This is a genomic window from Flavobacterium pasteuri, from assembly GCF_048286615.1.
Taxonomy (GTDB): domain Bacteria; phylum Bacteroidota; class Bacteroidia; order Flavobacteriales; family Flavobacteriaceae; genus Flavobacterium.
On sequence record NZ_JBLVPN010000007.1, the window covers coordinates 20,762 to 38,745 of the forward strand.

20 protein-coding genes and 1 tRNA gene are annotated in these 17,984 nt (G+C 33.0%); 12 read left to right on the forward strand and 9 right to left on the reverse strand.

The genetic code is table 11. From position 1 onward, the window contains the following. Positions 1-51: 51 nt before the first annotated feature. The 6 genes from ACNQF6_RS11290 to ACNQF6_RS11315 all read right to left on the reverse strand — a co-directional run bounded on the left by ACNQF6_RS11290 (position 52) and on the right by ACNQF6_RS11315 (position 4,354). Complete coding sequence (locus tag ACNQF6_RS11290) at positions 52-645, reverse strand: 2OG-Fe(II) oxygenase (RefSeq protein ID WP_417965940.1); 594 nt, start codon at positions 643-645, stop codon at positions 52-54. Between the two features lie 168 nt (positions 646-813). Further along, on the reverse strand, positions 814-2,277 hold the full coding sequence (locus ACNQF6_RS11295) for an AAA family ATPase (protein ID WP_417965943.1): 1,464 nt from the start codon (positions 2,275-2,277) through the stop codon (positions 814-816). A 67-nt stretch (positions 2,278-2,344) separates the two neighbouring features. Further along, complete coding sequence (locus ACNQF6_RS11300) at positions 2,345-3,463, reverse strand: vWA domain-containing protein (RefSeq protein WP_417965945.1); 1,119 nt, start codon at positions 3,461-3,463, stop codon at positions 2,345-2,347. A gap of 92 nt (positions 3,464-3,555) precedes the next feature. Then, positions 3,556-3,939 carry a YchJ family protein gene (locus tag ACNQF6_RS11305; protein WP_417965947.1) on the reverse strand — a complete coding sequence of 128 codons (384 nt, stop codon included), beginning with the start codon at positions 3,937-3,939 and terminating at the stop codon, positions 3,556-3,558. A 29-nt stretch (positions 3,940-3,968) separates the two neighbouring features. After that, positions 3,969-4,199, reverse strand: coding sequence for a hypothetical protein (locus ACNQF6_RS11310; RefSeq protein ID WP_417965949.1), 231 nt, complete (start codon positions 4,197-4,199; stop codon positions 3,969-3,971). Positions 4,200-4,201: 2 nt separating this feature from the next. Beyond that, positions 4,202-4,354: a hypothetical protein gene (locus ACNQF6_RS11315; protein ID WP_417965951.1), complete on the reverse strand. Its 153-nt coding sequence runs from the start codon at positions 4,352-4,354 to the stop codon at positions 4,202-4,204. A 355-nt stretch (positions 4,355-4,709) separates the two neighbouring features. Between ACNQF6_RS11315 and ACNQF6_RS11320 the strand changes: the two genes are divergently transcribed. Together ACNQF6_RS11320 and ACNQF6_RS11325 are read left to right on the forward strand one after the other, a co-directional pair. Beyond that, positions 4,710-7,550, forward strand: coding sequence for a PAS domain S-box protein (locus ACNQF6_RS11320; RefSeq protein WP_417965953.1), 2,841 nt, complete (start codon positions 4,710-4,712; stop codon positions 7,548-7,550). Further along, positions 7,547-7,954, forward strand: coding sequence for a response regulator (locus ACNQF6_RS11325; protein WP_417965955.1), 408 nt, complete (start codon positions 7,547-7,549; stop codon positions 7,952-7,954). Before ACNQF6_RS11320 ends, ACNQF6_RS11325 begins: the two co-directional genes overlap by 4 nt. Before the next feature lie 27 nt (positions 7,955-7,981). Here the strand turns inward: ACNQF6_RS11325 and ACNQF6_RS11330 are convergent, their stop codons facing one another. Then, positions 7,982-8,533, reverse strand: coding sequence for a hypothetical protein (locus tag ACNQF6_RS11330; protein WP_417965956.1), 552 nt, complete (start codon positions 8,531-8,533; stop codon positions 7,982-7,984). 91 nt (positions 8,534-8,624) lie between these two features. On the opposite strand from ACNQF6_RS11330, the gene ACNQF6_RS11335 reads away from it, so the two are divergent. The 6 genes from ACNQF6_RS11335 (at position 8,625) to ACNQF6_RS11360 (ending at position 12,823) form a co-directional block, all read left to right on the forward strand. Beyond that, positions 8,625-8,870 carry a hypothetical protein gene (locus tag ACNQF6_RS11335; protein WP_035672083.1) on the forward strand — a complete coding sequence of 82 codons (246 nt, stop codon included), beginning with the start codon at positions 8,625-8,627 and terminating at the stop codon, positions 8,868-8,870. A 173-nt stretch (positions 8,871-9,043) separates the two neighbouring features. Beyond that, positions 9,044-9,484 (forward strand): KTSC domain-containing protein, encoded by a 441-nt coding sequence (locus tag ACNQF6_RS11340; RefSeq protein ID WP_099715348.1) that lies wholly within the window; start codon positions 9,044-9,046, stop codon positions 9,482-9,484. Between the two features lie 304 nt (positions 9,485-9,788). Beyond that, positions 9,789-10,559, forward strand: a complete 771-nt coding sequence (locus ACNQF6_RS11345) for a DUF4369 domain-containing protein (RefSeq protein ID WP_417965958.1) — start codon at positions 9,789-9,791, stop codon at positions 10,557-10,559. 45 nt (positions 10,560-10,604) lie between these two features. After that, complete coding sequence (locus ACNQF6_RS11350) at positions 10,605-10,964, forward strand: TlpA family protein disulfide reductase (RefSeq protein ID WP_367881678.1); 360 nt, start codon at positions 10,605-10,607, stop codon at positions 10,962-10,964. Positions 10,965-11,139: 175 nt separating this feature from the next. Continuing rightward, positions 11,140-11,223, forward strand: a tRNA-Tyr gene (locus ACNQF6_RS11355). A gap of 289 nt (positions 11,224-11,512) precedes the next feature. After that, complete coding sequence (locus ACNQF6_RS11360; RefSeq protein ID WP_417965960.1) at positions 11,513-12,823, forward strand: site-specific integrase; 1,311 nt, start codon at positions 11,513-11,515, stop codon at positions 12,821-12,823. 350 nt (positions 12,824-13,173) lie between these two features. Here ACNQF6_RS11360 and ACNQF6_RS11365 read toward each other — a convergent pair whose 3' ends face one another. After that, complete coding sequence (locus tag ACNQF6_RS11365) at positions 13,174-13,452, reverse strand: DNA-binding protein (protein WP_417965962.1); 279 nt, start codon at positions 13,450-13,452, stop codon at positions 13,174-13,176. Positions 13,453-13,706: 254 nt separating this feature from the next. Between ACNQF6_RS11365 and ACNQF6_RS11370 the strand changes: the two genes are divergently transcribed. The 3 genes from ACNQF6_RS11370 (at position 13,707) to ACNQF6_RS11380 (ending at position 14,881) form a co-directional block, all read left to right on the forward strand. Then, positions 13,707-14,006 carry a transposase gene (locus tag ACNQF6_RS11370; protein WP_417965964.1) on the forward strand — a complete coding sequence of 100 codons (300 nt, stop codon included), beginning with the start codon at positions 13,707-13,709 and terminating at the stop codon, positions 14,004-14,006. 152 nt (positions 14,007-14,158) lie between these two features. Beyond that, complete coding sequence (locus ACNQF6_RS11375; RefSeq protein ID WP_417965967.1) at positions 14,159-14,758, forward strand: IS3 family transposase; 600 nt, start codon at positions 14,159-14,161, stop codon at positions 14,756-14,758. Then, entirely contained in the window at positions 14,759-14,881 is a 123-nt protein-coding gene (locus tag ACNQF6_RS11380; RefSeq protein WP_231739524.1) for an IS3 family transposase, read from the forward strand. A gap of 298 nt (positions 14,882-15,179) precedes the next feature. Here ACNQF6_RS11380 and ACNQF6_RS11385 read toward each other — a convergent pair whose 3' ends face one another. After that, the gene (locus ACNQF6_RS11385) at positions 15,180-16,730 is read right to left on the reverse strand and encodes a Fic family protein (RefSeq protein ID WP_417965969.1); all 1,551 of its coding nucleotides are present in this window, start codon (positions 16,728-16,730) and stop codon (positions 15,180-15,182) included. Positions 16,731-17,603: 873 nt separating this feature from the next. Between ACNQF6_RS11385 and ACNQF6_RS11390 the strand changes: the two genes are divergently transcribed. Continuing rightward, the gene (locus tag ACNQF6_RS11390) at positions 17,604-17,981 is read left to right on the forward strand and encodes a single-stranded DNA-binding protein (RefSeq protein ID WP_417965971.1); all 378 of its coding nucleotides are present in this window, start codon (positions 17,604-17,606) and stop codon (positions 17,979-17,981) included. Positions 17,982-17,984 lie beyond the last annotated feature (3 nt).

The window sequence follows — 17,984 nt, forward strand, 5'->3', positions numbered from 1 at the left end:
ATTTATAAACATTAAATAGATTTTTTTTATTAATCTTTATAGGCAGTAACATTAATCACTCTTTAACCAACCTGTAATGCTCATTCTGGTATTTTGTGTTACTAAAACCTCGTGAACCAACTCGTCACTTTTAAAGAAAACAGTTTTCCCTTGTGTAGGAGTAATTTTCTGATTATTGTTTGCTTGATGAATCAATAATTCGCCACCGTCACTTTCTTGCCAATTGCTATTCAAATAACTAATCATAGAATATTTGCGGCTGGGATTATTCTTGAACTGATCCAAATGCTTTAAATAAAAATCACCCGATTCATACAACGAATAATGAAATTCATAACCTGTTATTCCGGCGTAACAACTTTGGTTCAAATAAATAATAAAGGCTTCAATTTGAGCAAAAAATTCATTTTCGAATGCGTTGTTGTGTTTTTTATCTAGCCAATAAATAGAATCACTTCGTACAGCACTATCGTAAGAAATAGCTTCTGAGTTACCTGTTCCTGCTTCTGTCAACAAACTCTGTTGGTTTAAAGCAATTAAATTTTGTTTTAGATTATTGGCCAAATTAGTACTCAAAAAATGTTCGGATATACCTACCTTATTTTCAATATAAGTAGCAATCAAAGTCTCAAAGCTATTTTCCATTTCTTTTTATATTGACTGAAAATACTGCCAACAGGGCAAGGTAGACTAATAAAAACAGTTAGAGACTAATTATGTAATAAATAAAATTATTATTCATAATCCCTCCTTTTAATAGCAATAACGATCAAGAAAAAAGGGTTTAGAAATCAATCTAAACCCTTTTGTTATTTATAATTTACTGATAAAACTTCCATAAATATCCTTAAACTGATAACCTTCCGAGAATCTGTCTTTACTCAGTTTCTTGTATTCTACCAATCCCCAAAGAATAAATTCTTTCATGAAAAACTTGTCTTCTTTTTCCAATTGTGGTTGGTATTTCTTGATTAAAACTTCAAGCGGCACAATACTTCCAAGAATTCTTTCATATTCCTCATCAGAACAATCGTCTAATAATTCGAATCCACTTTCAGCAAAAAACCATTCAATGATGTCCGTGTAAGGTGTTTTATCATCTTGTTTTTCCAGTTTTTCAATTTTTGGAAAATAAGCTGGGAAGAAAGTGTGAATCGAATCACCAATTAGATGCTGTGCTACAACGGCTGCTCCCTCCTGCTCCCCTTCATAAACCAATTCGACTTTTCCAGTAATTGCTGGAATAATCCCCATAAAATCGGACAAACGCAATCTGGTTTTATCAGCTCCAGATTTCAAAGCTCTTCTTTCAGCGGTGCTTAATAAATTCTCAAAGGCTGTGATACTCAGTCTGGCACTTACACCACTTTTATTATCAATGTATTCACTTTCACGTGCTTCAAAACTGATTTGTTCCAATAAATCTCGAGCTAACGAAGGCACATAAACCATATCGTTTTGTATCGCATCCAGTTTAGCTTCTTGTTCTGTAATGGTTCTAGCAATTTTTATCGTATCCGGATAATGCGTTAAAATTTGCGAACCAATTCTGTCTTTTAATGGCGTTACAATACTTCCACGATTCGTATAATCTTCTGGATTTGCTGTGAAAACAAATTGCATATCGAGCGGCATTCTTAATTTGAATCCACGAATCTGTATATCACCTTCTTGTAGAATATTAAATAATGCTACTTGTATTCTAGCCTGTAAATCCGGTAATTCATTAATGACAAAAATACAACGATTTGCTCTTGGAATCATCCCAAAGTGAATCACCCGATCATCCGCGTAAGACAGCTTCAAATTTGCAGCCTTTATAGGATCTACATCACCTATCAAATCCGCAACGGTTACATCTGGCGTGGCTAATTTTTCGAAAAAACGATCGCTTCTATGCAACCAGGAAATTGGAGTTTCATCTCCTTTAGTTTCTATTATATCTTTAGCAAAACGCGAAATTGGTTTTAACGGATCATCATTAATTTCTGAACCAGTCACAAACGGAATGTATTCATCCAATAACTCAATCATTTTACGCGCAAGTCTAGTTTTGGCTTGACCGCGAAGCCCTAATAAATTGATGTTGTGACGCGACAAAATAGCACGTTCCAATTCTGGAATTACGGTATTCTCAAAACCGTGAACGCCTTCAAATGTTGGTTTTCCCGATTTTATTTTTTCTCTAAGGTTGGAACGCAATTCATCTTTAATGCTTTTACTTTCGTAACCTGATTTTTTTAATTCTCCGAGTGTTTTTATATTTTCTATTTTCATATTACTATTATAATTGCTATTGAAATTATTATTTATTCTGGTCTCAGCTGAGACAATAAATTGACTGCTATTTTATCCTTTTTTTACGATTAGCTTCATAATCTTGAAAAATCATTTCGCCCAAACCTTTCAATCCAGTGTAAAACGCTTTTCCTTGATTAGCTTCGGTAAAACGGTTGACAAATTGCTGCAAATACGGATCACTGGTAATCATAAAAGTCGTTATTGGAATGTGCAATTTGCGGGCTTGTTGAGCTTGAGTGTAGCATTTATCCACAATATATTCGTCAAGTCCATTACTGTTCATATAATAGGAACCATCTTTTTCACGAACACAACTTGGCTTTCCATCAGTAATCATGAAAATTTGTTTATTAGTGTTTCGCTTTCGGCGGAGTAAATCCATCGCCAACTGCAAACCTGCCACAGTATTAGTGTGAAACGGACCAACTTTTAAATACGGTAAATCTCGGATTGCAATCGTCCAAGCGTCATTTCCAAAAACCAAGATATCTAAAGTATCTTTTGGATAACGTGTCGTAATCAACTCAGCCAGAGCCATTGCTACTTTTTTGGCCGGTGTAATTCTATCTTCACCATACAAAATCATGCTATGACTAATGTCGATCATCAAAACCGTACTCATTTGGGATTTGTACTGAGTTTCTTCGACAACCAAATCATTTTCGGTCAACATAAAATCTGCTACTCCATTATTAATTTGAGCGTTCCGTAAACTTTCGGTCAAAGAAATTCGTTCGAGTCCATCACCAAAATAAAACTCTCGAAATTCGCCGGTATGTTCATCACCGTTTCCGGAATGTTTAGTTTTGTGATTGCCACTTCCGGAACGTTTTAAGTTGCCGAAAATGTTGTCTAAAGCTTGTTGCCGAATAGCGCGTTCTGTTTTGGCGGTAATTCCAGTTCCCGAAGTTCCATCTTCTTTGAGTTCATCACGGATATAGCCTTTTTTCTTTAAATCTTCTATAAAATCATCGATTGTGTAGTGTTCATCGGTGAGTTTATATTCTTTATCCAATTCTCGCAACCAGTCGATAGCTTCATCAAAGTCTCCAGAAGTATGCGTGATTAATTCTTTAAAAATCCCAAAGAGTTTATCAAACGGAGACTGAAATGGGGCTTCGTATTGCTTGAAATAAAATCCTTTTTTATTATCATTTTTCATAGACAATAAAATTACATTAATAAAAAATGTCCTCTATACAAACGTTTATTAATTTTTAGTTAAAAACAGTAGAGAAAAAACAGATACTGAAACTAATTAAAAAATTGTCCGTCAACATAAAACCAAATTCCATTTTCGAGTTTGAAAGTAGAAAATTCGTGATGAATTTGTTTTTGTAATTTGTTGTCCAAAAAATAAGCTTTGAATGTTACTGTATTTTCTGTAGCCTCAATAATTTCTAGTTGAAGCCATTGATTTGAAGTCGCCCATTTTAGAATTTCAGATTTAGAATACTGTTTTCTCTCTGAAATATAAGTTGTTGCCAATAAGTATTCTGCAGCATGGGTAGCGTAAGCCGAATAACGGGAACGCATTAGTTCTAAAGATGTTGTTGCCTTTTCAGTTCCATTAATAAATGGTTTGCAACATTCATCAAAGGTTTTTAGGGAACCACAATGGCATTTTATTTTTGTCATTTTATATCAAAACTATTAAGAGCTACACCTTACGATTGTCCGTCAAGTGTAATTATTTTTTGCTGCAATTGATTCAATAATACCTGGTACTTACTAATTTCTATTAAATCTTCATCTTCTTCTGCAAAGTCTAGCAGTTCATCTAAATCTTCACTGACTTCAACTAATTTATTGTTAGCATCTGTACCATTTCTACTGGCAATCAAATCAATTATTTCCTGAACCCCTTTTTTTAGATTCGCGAATTTATTGTTTTCCATCTTTAATTATTTTCTAAATCCTTAGTATCGTTAAACTTTTTGGTAATTTGCTTTAGTTTTTCTTTACGCAACATTTCCGCTTGTTTTACTTTATCCTGGGCTTTGTGCAACTTGTCATTGTGCTTTTTAATATTTCTTTCGTTATTTCTACCCATGTCATTTTTTTAAACTATCAAATCTGAGAACTCTTGCAAAGTTCGTGTTTATAATTCAAATTTAAATTGTTTTTAATTGGAGAGTTTAGCATTTCCAAAATAGTAGCTTTAATTCCCTTTAATATTTACTTTTATCATTCCTATTTTTTTTTAATACATTGCACTTTTTTTTGGAAATTTTAGTTTTTATTTAATTTTGAAGGCGACAATGAATATTATTAATCAAGATAGAACATTTTATTAAGCTAAAATTAATAATTTAACTATAATACCAAAAGAGTATGGTGTTATACTATTTTTATATACATTTATTTAATCAAAAATTGAGTTTTCTCAATCCTTCCAAATAGTGCAAATGGACAATAAAAAATACCCTAAATTTATCAGTTGGTTCTTAAACAAACCGAAAACAACGGGCTTTATCACTTTCTTATTTCTTAGCTATTTTGTAGGATTCATCGTGTATCAGGAATATCAACTACTAAAAGAAGATAAGCAGAGAGAGATGAATAGCATTCTTAATATTGTTAATCAAAATTTAGAGCAATCCCTCAAAAACTGCTATACAACCACACTAACATTAGCATTAACCATTAATGACAAAGGTGTTCCTGAAAATTTTGATTATGTAGGCAAAAAGCTGATGGAATCAAACAATAGCATCAGTGCCGTACAACTAGTTCCTAATGGAGTGATAAAGTATATTTATCCAATGAAGGGTAATGAAGCAGCTATAAATTTAAATATTTTAACATCTCCTTATCTTAAAGAAGAAGCTTTGAAGTCCGTTGAATCTCAAAAAATGTATTTCGCAGGACCATTAGAACTAAAACAAGGCGGAATGGGTATTGTGGGAAGATTTCCTGTTTATAGGAACAATATGTTTTGGGGATTTTCTGCTGTAATTATTAAATTAAATGATTTATTAAAATTTTCCGGAATAAATACTGTAGATGATTCAAAATATTATTTTCAATTTTCAAAGGAAAACATAACTACTAAAAAGGAAATTTTTTACTTGCCCAACAAAAGTGATTTTTCTAAAAAATACAACATATCTACAATTATTCCTGATGGCGATTGGAAATTATACTTAATATCGAAACATCAAAATTATTATTACGCCCAAATTCTGATTCCTGGAATTATAGGTTTAATTCTAACTGCTCTTTTTGGTTTTTTGATTTATACTTTATTAAAAATCCCAGTAGAACTGCAGACTCTGGTAAACATTCAAGCCACAAAACTTTTTAATTCTGAAATAAAATTTGAAGCGATTTTTGATCAGGCAGCTGTAGGAATAGCTCACATTGATTCATCTACTGGCAATTTCATAGAAATAAACAATCAATTTTGCAAATTACTTGGCTATTCAGATCAAGAAATGAAAGAAAAAAATTTTCAAGCAATAACACATCCTGATGATTTAGCAGCTGATTTACTAAAATTAAACCAATTGCTCTCCGGAAAAATTAAAGAATACAACATAGAAAAACGTTATTATAATAAATCCGGAGCTATTGTTTGGGTAAACCTATCAGTATCACCACTCTTTAAAAAAGGTGAAAAACTAACTTCTCTTATCTCGATTGTTGAAGATATATCTTTAAAAAAAGAAGCTGAAAAACAAATCAAAAAAAGTGAAACCCGGTTTAAAAGTCTATTTGATGATTCCCCGTTACCTTTACGGGAAGAAGATTTTTCCAGTGTTAAAAAATATTTACAGGAACTGGAATTAGTAAATAAACCACACGAAGTAGTTATAGAATACTTCAAAAACAACCCCTCAATTGCTCACAAATGTCACTCCTTAATCAAGGTTATAGCTGTTAATAAAGCTAGTCTCAGTCTTTATAAAGTTAAAACCAAGGAAGAATTAATTAACAATAAATCGGAGTTATTTAATTTGCAATCTAAAAATGATTTTATAAAAAATATAGTAACTATTACACAAGGTAAGAAGCAATTTATTTTTGATTCTATAATAAAAACTGCTGTAGGAGAATATCGTGATGTAAATTTAAGATGGAATGTAATTCAAGGATATGAAAAATCACTGGAAAGAATCATTGTTTCCACTGAAGATATTACGGAACGAAAAATATCCGAAAATATAATTCTTCAATCACAACAAAGAATTGAGTCTTTAATTAATACTATTGATGGAATTGTTTGGGAATGTGATGCTAATACTTTTGCTTTTAATTTCATAAGTCAAAAAGCAGAAAAAATATTGGGATATACCGCTGAAGAATGGTTGGAGAGCAAAACCTTTTGGGTAGATCATATTCATCCGGAAGACAGAAAATGGACAATCGATTATTGTACTTTAAAAACCAAAGAAAATTTAAATCATGATTTTGAATATCGGATGATTGCTAAAAATGGAGCTATTGTCTGGTTAAGAGATATTGTCAATGTAATTTCCGAGAATGGACAAGTTATTAGTCTGCGGGGTATCATGATTGATATCACTACTACAAAAGAAGCCGAAAAAGATTTAAATGAGTCTTTCAATTTAGTGACCGAACAAAACAAAAGACTGCTTAACTTTTCCTATATAGTTTCACACAATTTAAGGTCACACACCAGTAACATAGCATCTATTATGTCCTTGATTGAATCTTCAGAATCTGAGCAAGAAAAAAACGAAATGATCCAATTGTTAAAATCAGTTTCTAATTCTTTAAACGAAACCATGATTCACTTAAACGAAGTCATCAATATAAGAACTAATATTGGTCTAGTTTCAGAATCATTAAATTTACATCAATATTTGGAAACTGTTCAAAGTGTTCTTTCTGAACAAATAAATTCAAAAAATGTTTCAATTTCTACTATAATGCCTGATGATGTGATGATAAATTATAATCCGGCATACTTAGAAAGTATTCTTTACAATATTATTTCAAATTGTATAAGATACAGCCATCCCGATCGCAAACCAATTATCATTATTAAATGGATTACTAATTATGATGACAAAATTCTTCAAATTACAGACAATGGTATTGGAATTGATCTTGTTAAGAACGCTGATAAAATTTTTGGAATGTATAAAACATTCACTAATAATGCTGATTCAAAAGGAATTGGATTATTTATTACAAAAAATCAAATTGATGCTATGGGCGGGAATATCACTGTGGAAAGCGAACCCAATATAGGAACAACATTTAAAATCTATATCCAATGACAAAAAAAGTAATCTGGGTCATCGATGATGATCCTATTTATCAAATCATCATAAATAAGATTATTCAACGATCTGAAATGTTTTCAACTATTTCTTCTTTCAAAAACGGAAAAGAAGCAATAGATGCATTGCACGAAATCCTAAATACTACTACAGATAATAGTGAAATACTTCCAGATTTAATCCTTTTAGATATTAATATGCCGGTTATGGATGGTTGGGAATTTATGGAAAAAATGGGATTGCTAAAATCTAAATTCAGCAAAAACATCACCGTATACATTGTAAGTTCTTCTATTGCCACTGAGGACAAAAACAAATCAAAAAAATATTCAGATATTTTAGGTTATTTATCTAAACCAGTTACTATAAATGATTTAGAATTGATTGCTTCGGATGATTAAAAGAGAACATTTTGAATAAATCATCCTTTAGATTGACTTCACTTCTCTTTTTATTTCTTCCAATGTTTTATTGGTAAAGATTAATTCGTCAATAATTTTTTTTCTCAAAATATCTAAATCATTATACTCAAAATACTTAGCCCAAGAAGTAAGATTAAATAAATTACGGACTTGCTTGATTCTTTTTGTGGTTTCAAAACTGGTTCTAAGCATTGCTTTATTATCATAATTTGGATTCTTTTTATGCTGATAATTAACCGTTTTCATCAGATAATTTGCCTCTAAATAATACAATTCATCGAGAGCATTATCAGGATAAAAATTAGTCCAAGGTGCAAAACCTAATCTTATTTTAGAATTTGTTTCCGGTTCTAATGGTTCTAGACGCCATTTACTGTTAGCCAATCGTCCCCAATGATTTGATAAACGAAACATCCCTACTTTAGTAAAATAATACTTACTTCCTGACTTACTATCGTATTGAAGTTCTAATCCTTTTATGCTGTCCAAAGACGCTTCGTTAAAGACACAAAAAGTATTTTTGAAAGAATTGGGATTGGGACGAAATATTTTTTCCATTAAACAAAGGTAATCAGAAAGTCTAAAATAGAAAAAGACAAATAATATTTGATTAACTTTGCCAACTAGAATTAGTAAAAATAAATTGATTATGACTAAAGCTTCTGAAGAAAGAATGTTACAAAAAGGTGTTTATACCGGAATTATGGAAAAAGATGAGAACAACAACTTTTTTTGTGGTGAATATCTTTTAGACTATAAAATGGCCCAAAAACATACTGTTGGTGATTGGATTACAATAAAATCAATAATTGAAAATCCAAGCGATATCAGTTATAATAAGTATCCAAAAAAATCAAAAAACTTCGATAAAGCCAATAATAAACCACAGCAATAATGTTTTTGCATCCTACTTTTTTAACCTAAAAATAGAATTCAAATTCTTTTTTTTGAATATTTTTTTGTCACAAACTAAAAATTTAAAAAAAAGTGTACCTTTGCAAAAAATTTGTCGATTTTGAAATCAAATTATATTGATTTAATAGTAAAAGACAAGTAGTTACCTTATTTATGAAAAAAATAGTTGAATACCGCAAACTGCTTAATGTAGATAAAACTGCAGAGCTAAAAGATTTGAAAACAATTTATCGCAACGCTATGAAAGAAGCGCATCCTGACAAATTTCAGGGCGATGAAGATGGATTGAAAGCTGCAGAAGAAAACAGTAAAAAAATCATTGAAGCATACCATTTCTTGGTAAGTATCAATCCTGAAACGATTAAACAAAATTTACCAGAATATACTGAGACAATCTCAACTTCTACCATCACAGATTATAAATTTGTTGAAGGTAGATTGATTATCAACTTTTCAAATGGTAGTGTTTACGAATACATTAGCGTGCCAAAAGCAACGTATGTAAAAATGGTAAATGCTGATTCTCCTGGAAGATTTGCAAAAAGACACATACTAAATTCTTTTACTTGGAGAAAAACAATCAACCAAGACTAGTTTTTTATAAAATCAAAAAATAATTAAGCATCCTTCATCAGGATGCTTTTTTTATTTCATAATTTCAAGTTGCTTTGCAACAACTAACTCTTAAACAAGGAATTAGGATAGAAAAATTTAAATTTTGAATCAAAATTAAAATTATAAATATCAATCATTTACATTCCAAAATACAGACAAATAAAATACACGAAACCTTCTAATTAAGAATGAAAAATTATAACAAAAATTTAGGTTGCAAAATAATTTGTATTTTATATTTTTTAAATACTTTTGCAACCTTAACTTAATTAACTAATTAATAATGAAAAAAATAATTTTATTACTTTCGGCTGCTGTTGTTTTAATTTCTTGTAGCAAAGTTGGCAAAGATGAATACATCATTTCGGGGACTGCAACAGGAATTGAAAATGGTAAAACAATTATCTTGGAAACGCAAGATGCGAATGGTATGGGATTGATTGCTAAAGATACTGTAAAAGTTGAAAATGGTAAATTCGAAATGAAAGGAACCATAACAGAACCTGCTTTCTACACGATTCAATTAGAAGGAGCACAAGCTAAAATACCTTTTATATTAGAAAATGCTGAAGTAACTATCGTCATTAATAAAGACAGTATACCAAAATCTAAAGTTTCAGGAACTTATAACAATGACGAATACGTAGCATTTAATGAAGAAATCACCAAAGTTCAAAAGAAACTTATGGATTTCCAAAACAAGAACATGAAAGCTATGGAAGCTGCTCAACAAACTAAAGATACAACTGTTATCAATAAGTTGATGCAAGAATTTTCTAAAATCCAAGAAGAAGTTAGTGTAGCTTCAAAAGCTAAATACGTAACTTATGCTGAAACACATCCTAAAGCATTCATTTCTGCTTTGATTATCCAAGGTATGCTAAATGATCCAACTGCTGATGTTGCAAAATCTGAAAAATTATACAACAGCTTAGAAGAGTCATTGAAAAAAACAAAACCAGGTATTGCTATCAAAGCTAAACTTGCTGAATTGAAAATGCCAGCTGTAGGAGCTGCTCCTGTTGCTCCAGCATCAGCTGCTGAAGCTAAATGAAGAACAGATTTTTCTGGCCCTAATCCTCAAGGAAAAATAATTTCTCTGAAAGAAAATTTAGGAAAGGTTACAATAGTTGATTTTTGGGCTTCATGGTGTGGACCTTGTCGACAAGAAAATCCAAATGTTGTAGCAATATACAAAGAGTTACACAGCAAAGGTCTGAACATAATTGGCGTATCTTTAGATAAGGATGCCAAAGCTTGGAAAGATGCCATTGCAAAAGATAAGCTAACTTGGAATCATGTTTCAAATTTAAAATTTTGGGACGAACCAATAGCTGCTCAATATAAAGTAGAATCAATACCGGCTACTTTCATTCTGGATGCATCTGGAAATGTAGTCGCAAAAGATTTAAGAGGTGATGCACTTAGAGCAAAAGTTATTGAACTTCTAGCAAAATAATTGCATTTATCAGTATAAAACAAAAAATCTCCCTAGTGGAGATTTTTTTATTTTATTCAATACCAATGCATTAAAAATAATAGTAAAATTAAGTGTAAAATTAGTTTGCAGAAACCAAAACTGTTTCTATATTTGCAACCGCTTACAACAAACAAGTGTTGTACTCAAAGGCTTAGGGGAGATACTCAAGCGGCCAACGAGGGCAGACTGTAAATCTGCTGTGTAAACTTCGCAGGTTCGAATCCTGCTCTCCCCACCAAAAGGGTAAAAGAAGCAAAAAGGCAACTTTTTCAATCTTTTCAAAAACCCGCAAAAAACGTGGTAAAACCTGCAAATCCAAGGATTCGCAGGTTTTTTTGTTTTAAAGCACTTTTCAATATTTATAAAAACGCTCAAAGTTTCTATGGCAAAATCGTGGCACATTTCGATGTTCGCAAAATGTGCCACAGAAGACCACTTAAACACTAGTAAATACAGAGGTTAACGAGGTTAACGACTTGTTTTTTTGATGCTATAATTCTACATTTATTAATCTAAAAAGTTGAATTATGTTAGAGAGCAGCTTTGGGTTGGTTTTCTTTTTGAAAATCCCCCGCAATGAAAGTAAAATTAGAACAGTTTATCTTAGAATAACTGTAGATGGGATGCCAAAGGAAACATCCACCAAACGAAAATGGGACAGCGCCCGCTGGGACCAGAAAACCGAAAGGGCTATCGGCACCAAAGAAGATGCGAGATCCCTTAACTTTTTTCTGGATTCACTGATTTTAAAAATCAATGAATACAAGACCGAGATTATGTACAGCGGAAAACCGATAACTTCCCAAAAGATAATGGATTACATATTAGGAAACGTAACTCCAAGGGTTAAAGTACTGGAAGAATTTCAAAAACATAATGATGAAATGACTGCCTTACTGGGAAAAGGATATGCTAAAGGAACTCTTGATCGTTTTACCATTACGATAAATCATTTAAGGTCATTTATTCGATTTAAATTTAATACTGATGATATTGAATTTACAGATCTAAATCTTGAATTTATTAAGGACTTTGAGTTTTACCTGAGAACAGTTCGAAATTGTAGCAATAATACCACGCTTAAATACATTGCTAATTTCAAAAAAATTGTCATTCGTGCAATCGATAAGGAAGTCATCCTAAAAGACCCTTTTAAAAACTTTAAAAGTCGAAAAACCAAAATAGTTAAGAAACCTCTTTCCACACAAGAACTATATGAATTGGAAAGGCATTATTTTACCACAGAAAGACTTAATGTCGTCAGAGATGTATTTGTATTCCAATGTTACACGGGATTGGCTTATATCGACGCATATCAATTAAAAAAAACCGATATCAAAGATGGTATTGACGGGAATTCTTGGATAATGTCTGAAAGACAAAAAACGGGTTCTCCCACAAATGTCCCACTATTACCGCAAGCACTAAAAATAATTAAAAAATATGAAGAGCACCCTCTCTGTTTACAGCGTGGCACCGTTTTACCAGTTTCTTCCAACCAGAAAATGAACGAGTATCTTAAAGAGATTGCGACTTTATGCGGTTTTCCCTTCACACTAAATACACATATGGCACGTCGAACCTTTGGAAGTACAGTTACATTAAACAATAATGTCCCCATTAATGTAGTTAAAGAAATGCTAGGCCATGCGTCTGTTAAACAGACGGAAGCCTATGCCATTACAGAACAGGTAACCATTGGACGCGAAATGTCACTGCTCAATAAAAGATTGACTAAAACGTCCTTTAAGATGTCCAAAGTAGATTTAGCTGTACTTTCAAGATTAGAAAAAGATATAAAAACAATTAAGGAAAAATATAATATACCCTCATCTTAATTCATAAACTGGAAACATAAATAAATAGTACAACAAAGAGGTTATCTCATTAGTTATGAGATAACCTTTTTTCATGTAGTTCAACTTCACTCCTATAGTCTGGATGGTATGAGGGGCTGTACTTGAAATATCCAAAATCTTGAAGCTGTTTAAAGTATTTATGATATGTTGGCAGTGTATTTATATGCGACAATGCCATTATTTTACTGCGACTGACTTTAATTCTCTGCCTCTGTCCCTGCTTGTATGCCAAACTTAGAATTGCCATTAAAATTGCAAGATGCCAAACATTAAGCCTTGAATCATCCATACAAATGGATAAATAGTTCATGATTTGGTCTTCACTTGGTTTATTTGTCTGGTTCATCATTGAAAAGTTTCTGAAGATCTTCTTTATTGTAATAATACGAACCCAGAACTTTTTTAAATCGGATTTTCTGTGTCACTCTGAGATTCTGCACTGAACCTGCAGAGATATCCAGCAGCTTTTTGACAGCCTTACTTTTGAGCCATTCTGGCTGTGCTAATTCCGTTTGCACATGAGTGGTCTCTTGTACTATAATGCGCATTTTATCTAATAATTGCAGACCAAACTGCCTTAAATCTTCTTTTGTTATAATTTCTTCCATTACATTTTTTTTAAAATTTAACTCTCACATATTTTCATTTACCAAAAAATAAATTCATCTTTTTTTACTTCTTTTTGTAATCGGTACAACTACTAAATTATTACAATGATTTAGAAATAATCAATCTTCGGCTTTAAAAGGAGATTCTTGGCTATGATTGGCTGTTCATCGACTTCTGGTAATTAATTTTTAGTAAAGTGGACATGCTAACTTAGCCATCACAGAAAGTTAAGAAATAATCTTAATTTTAGCCTATGAAACAAGTCCGCAAAATTTATGACAAAGCTTTTAAAGAAAAAGCCGTTCAATTGAGTTATGATAGAACAAATGTATCAGAACTCGCCAGAGAGTTGGGAGTCACAGCACCACAGTTGTATAAATGGCGTAAAGAGTTTGAGGAATTTGGAGAAGGAAGTTTTCCTGGGAAAGGAAATTTAAAACTCACTCCCGAGCAAGAAAAAATCCACGAACTGGAGAAAAGACTCAAAGATGCCGAGTTAGAACGTGATATATTAAAAAAAGCAATCGGCATTTTTTCCAAGAGCGTTCGATGATTTATAGTTTCATAAAAAGCAATGAACAACTATTCTCGATTGAAAAAATGTGCAAAGTTCTACAAGTGAGCAGCGAAAGTTATTACCGATAGAAAAAACAAGCAATCACAGCAAGACAACAACTAAAAATTACCATAAAAGAACAGATAACATTGATTTATTTTGCAGCCAAGCAAAGATATGAAAGTCCTAGAATAACATTGGAATTACAGTATTTAGGTTATAAAGTTTCACGAATTACAGTTGCAAAATATATGAAAGAACTTGGCTTACGAAGCAAATTAAGCAAGAAGTTCAAAGTTACAACCAACTCAAATCATAATTATTTAGTTATCGAAAATGTATTAAACAGAGAGTTTATTGTAAAAATGCCTTCAAAAGTTTGGGTTTCGGATATTACATATATCCAAACTAAAGAGGGGTTTGTATATCTGACCACTATTATGGATTTATACGACAGAAAAATTATCGGTTGGAGTTTGAGTGACGGAATGAGTACAGAAGAAACTACGCTTGGAGCTTGGAAAATGGCGGTTAAAAACCGAGATATTGATGAAGGTTTGATTTTTCATTCTGACAGAGGTGTTCAATATGCCAGTAAAAAGTTTGTAAATGTTCTTGATTCCTATAAAAAAATAACCCGCAGTATTAGCCGTAAAGGAAATTGCTGGGATAATGCTGTGGCGGAAAGCTTCTTCAAATCTTTGAAAACGGAATTGATTTATGGGAACAAACTGATTTCTAAAGAATAAATGAAACTAGAAATCTTTGAATACATTGAAATTTGGTACAATAGAAAAAGGAGACATTCTGCTTTGAATTATGCAACTATTGAAGAATTTAACAATCAAATTAATTACAAAAATGTAGCTTAACTTAATGTGCAGTTTTTATTTGCATATCCAGAGAATCTATGAGAAAAAAAAGAGGGATAAACAAAGGGTAATATTTAAGTATATTTGAATACTAATTAACAGATGAAAAAGAGTAGTTTTTAATGAAAAATGGGGTGGTCATTTTGCTCCGGAATTAGGTGGTCATTTTGAATTGGAATCAGGTGCTCACTTTAAATTGGAATTGGGTGGTCAATATCACTGGAATTAGCACCCTTAATCATAACGTAAAAAAGCCCTCAAAATGAGAGCTTTATCATCTGCAATGACGCATAACTATTTATATTCTGGCGACTGGTTTTCCCTTTAAGCTTTCACTTACCAGTTTTGAAAGAAATATTGTAAAGGGCTCTATATCACCTCTCACACTTGCGCTTTCAAGAGCTGCCATGTAAGGATCACGTTCTTCCACAGGAATAACAGTCCAAGGAAATCCTCCGGAGGCTAGCATTACATTCATTAGGAATCTTGCCATCCTGCCATTGCCGTCCATATAGGGATGTATGTACACAAATATAAAGTGCCCTAGCACTGCACGCACTGCGGCACTGGTTTCGTTTTCGAGTAATTCAAAAAGCGTGGGCATTGCATCTCTCAGAGCATCTCTTTTTAGAGGTACGTGCAGAGAATTAGAAATATAGACCTGATTGGTTCTGTATCCTGCCAAATCCGAAGCTTTTAAAATTCCGGCTGCTACACTCGGCGAAAATAATTCCTGATACCAATCTCTATGGTCTTCGTCAGCTACTTTTCCTGCATTATCGCCTTCTAAAATTTTACCGAGACTTTTCTTTACAGCTTGTGTAGCCTGCCAGTAACCTCTTGCTGCCATTGCATTCCTATGGTTTCTATCATTTTCATTTCCCTTGCTGTCCCAATCGCCAATGCGGACTTTTTCAATCAACTCTACCGATACCACATATCTTTCGATTGAAAGGGAATGGTAGGCGTCTGTGACATATATCTGTTCTACAACTTCAAGGTATTTTTCTTTGTCTTTTGGAAGACCTGGTTCATCGGGAAAATACTTTATAACAACTTTTCGCCATTCATTCCACATCAGCTTGATACGGTTTGCATAGGGTGATCTTTCTCTGAATGATAGAGCAACGGGAGATTTACTTTGGAAAGGATCTGCTTCGCGTACATTGTAATCAGCGGCTTTCATTGTTTTCAAAATATCATCGGCAATACGGTCTCGTCCAATATTCCGAAACGCGCCGGCTAACCGTCCGGCCACTACTGAGTGTGAGCCTTCGAGAAGCGTGCCGAGAAGTTCGGATGCATCCTGCACTAGTGCCATCGCGGCACGTACATCGACCGCATTCCTTTCGAACATTGCTGTAGAGCAGTTTATCAAAGCGGAGTGCAATGGTAACATTCTGATGCCATTTATCTCGACAATATCGGCCATATATGAAAGTGGCGACTTCATTTCCAGTAATGACGTTTTATACAACAATGGTATGACTTTATTCGAAGCTTCCAATGCGCGAATAATCAATTGTGTAGGCACAGTGCTATTTCCTGAATGTATCATGAGAGACTGATCAGCTGAAATACAGTAGGCATCACCATATTTATCCTTGAGATAACGTGAGCAGAATTGCCAATAGGATGTATACCATGAAGTAGTGTCACCAGCAGCTTCGTGGGGATTTGACACAATGTACCAGCCTCTAGATACTTCCTTCAAGAAGCCGTTTTTTATCAAACGCTCTCTATGCGTTCTGTTTATTTCCGATGATTTTATTGCGACAATATTCTGATCCTCCTGTAAATCACGAAGTATCTGAAGCGATGCCGCCAATTTTTCTCCAGGTGTAGCCATATTATTCTTTTCTTGAAATATTTTATATCCGAAATTATTAACCTACTATTTTTTCAAAACAAAAAAAAAACTTAATGATTTTGCATCGTAATTAGCCTATCGCGCCGTACATAAATTAGCCTATTGTGTTGTATTTAAATTAGCCTATCTTGTTGCATATAAATTAGCCTATCATGCAAATATAATAAATTAATCAATAGTTTTGCCAATAATGATTGTGAGCTTTCCTGAAGGATGATTGTTAATCATCATCAGAGATATAGTATTTGCCTGCTCATTTATCTTGTTCACTTTACACTTACGTTCATGAAAACGTGAACACTTAATATTAATGAACAACTATATAATTATTTATCCGCATAACAACAGCAGCACTCATTACATGTGCTGTAACTACATTTAATATTATCAATCAATAACTCCCTCGGCAGCAGTTTTAAAAAAAAATCTTAAACATCGATTTATAGATTTTGTCATATTGATGAAATTTTCTGATCATTAGAACCATTTACCAATCTCTTCGTTGCTTCCCCTTCATTTTTGTATAAAAACCAGTATGCTTTTGTCTTATTTCAGGAGCAAAGGTAACTCCGTGTTCTTAACGCAATAGCAAGGCCTAGTCCTTCAGATTTGATAAAAAATCTCCACCCATCCAGGTTGTATTTTTTATCAAAGCCTTGCTGTTGCTAAACACTCACCTTTTTATGCTCATGAAACAAAACATAGCATACTCCGGCTCTTTAAACGAATAAAAAAAATGTCAGCAATGAGAAATAAAATATTACAAATGGATTTGATGAAACAAAACAGCATCTCCTCTCATTTCCGAATAAAATTTTAAAAAAAAGTAATTCACTAAAAATCGTAGAAATCATGAACATCATTGGAAGAGTTACAGCGGATGCGCAGGTTCGCAATGTGTCAAACAGTAAACAGGTAGTAAACTTTTCGGTAGCTACTAACGACAGCTACAGAAACAAGCAGGGCGAACGCATAGAGCAGACAACGTACTTCGACTGTGCGTATTGGCTTAGTCCAAAAGTAGCGCAGATACTCACAAAAGGTACGGTGGTAGAACTGACAGGCAGAGTAAGTGCAAGGGCGTGGACAGGAAGTGACGGACAACCACACGCAGGACTGAACTTCAACACCTCGCAAATCAAACTGCACGGGGGTGGCAAAAAATCCGAAACGGTGCAGGCTCACGCAGGAAACAGCAACGACAAGGAAAAGGACGACCTCCCATTTTAATCA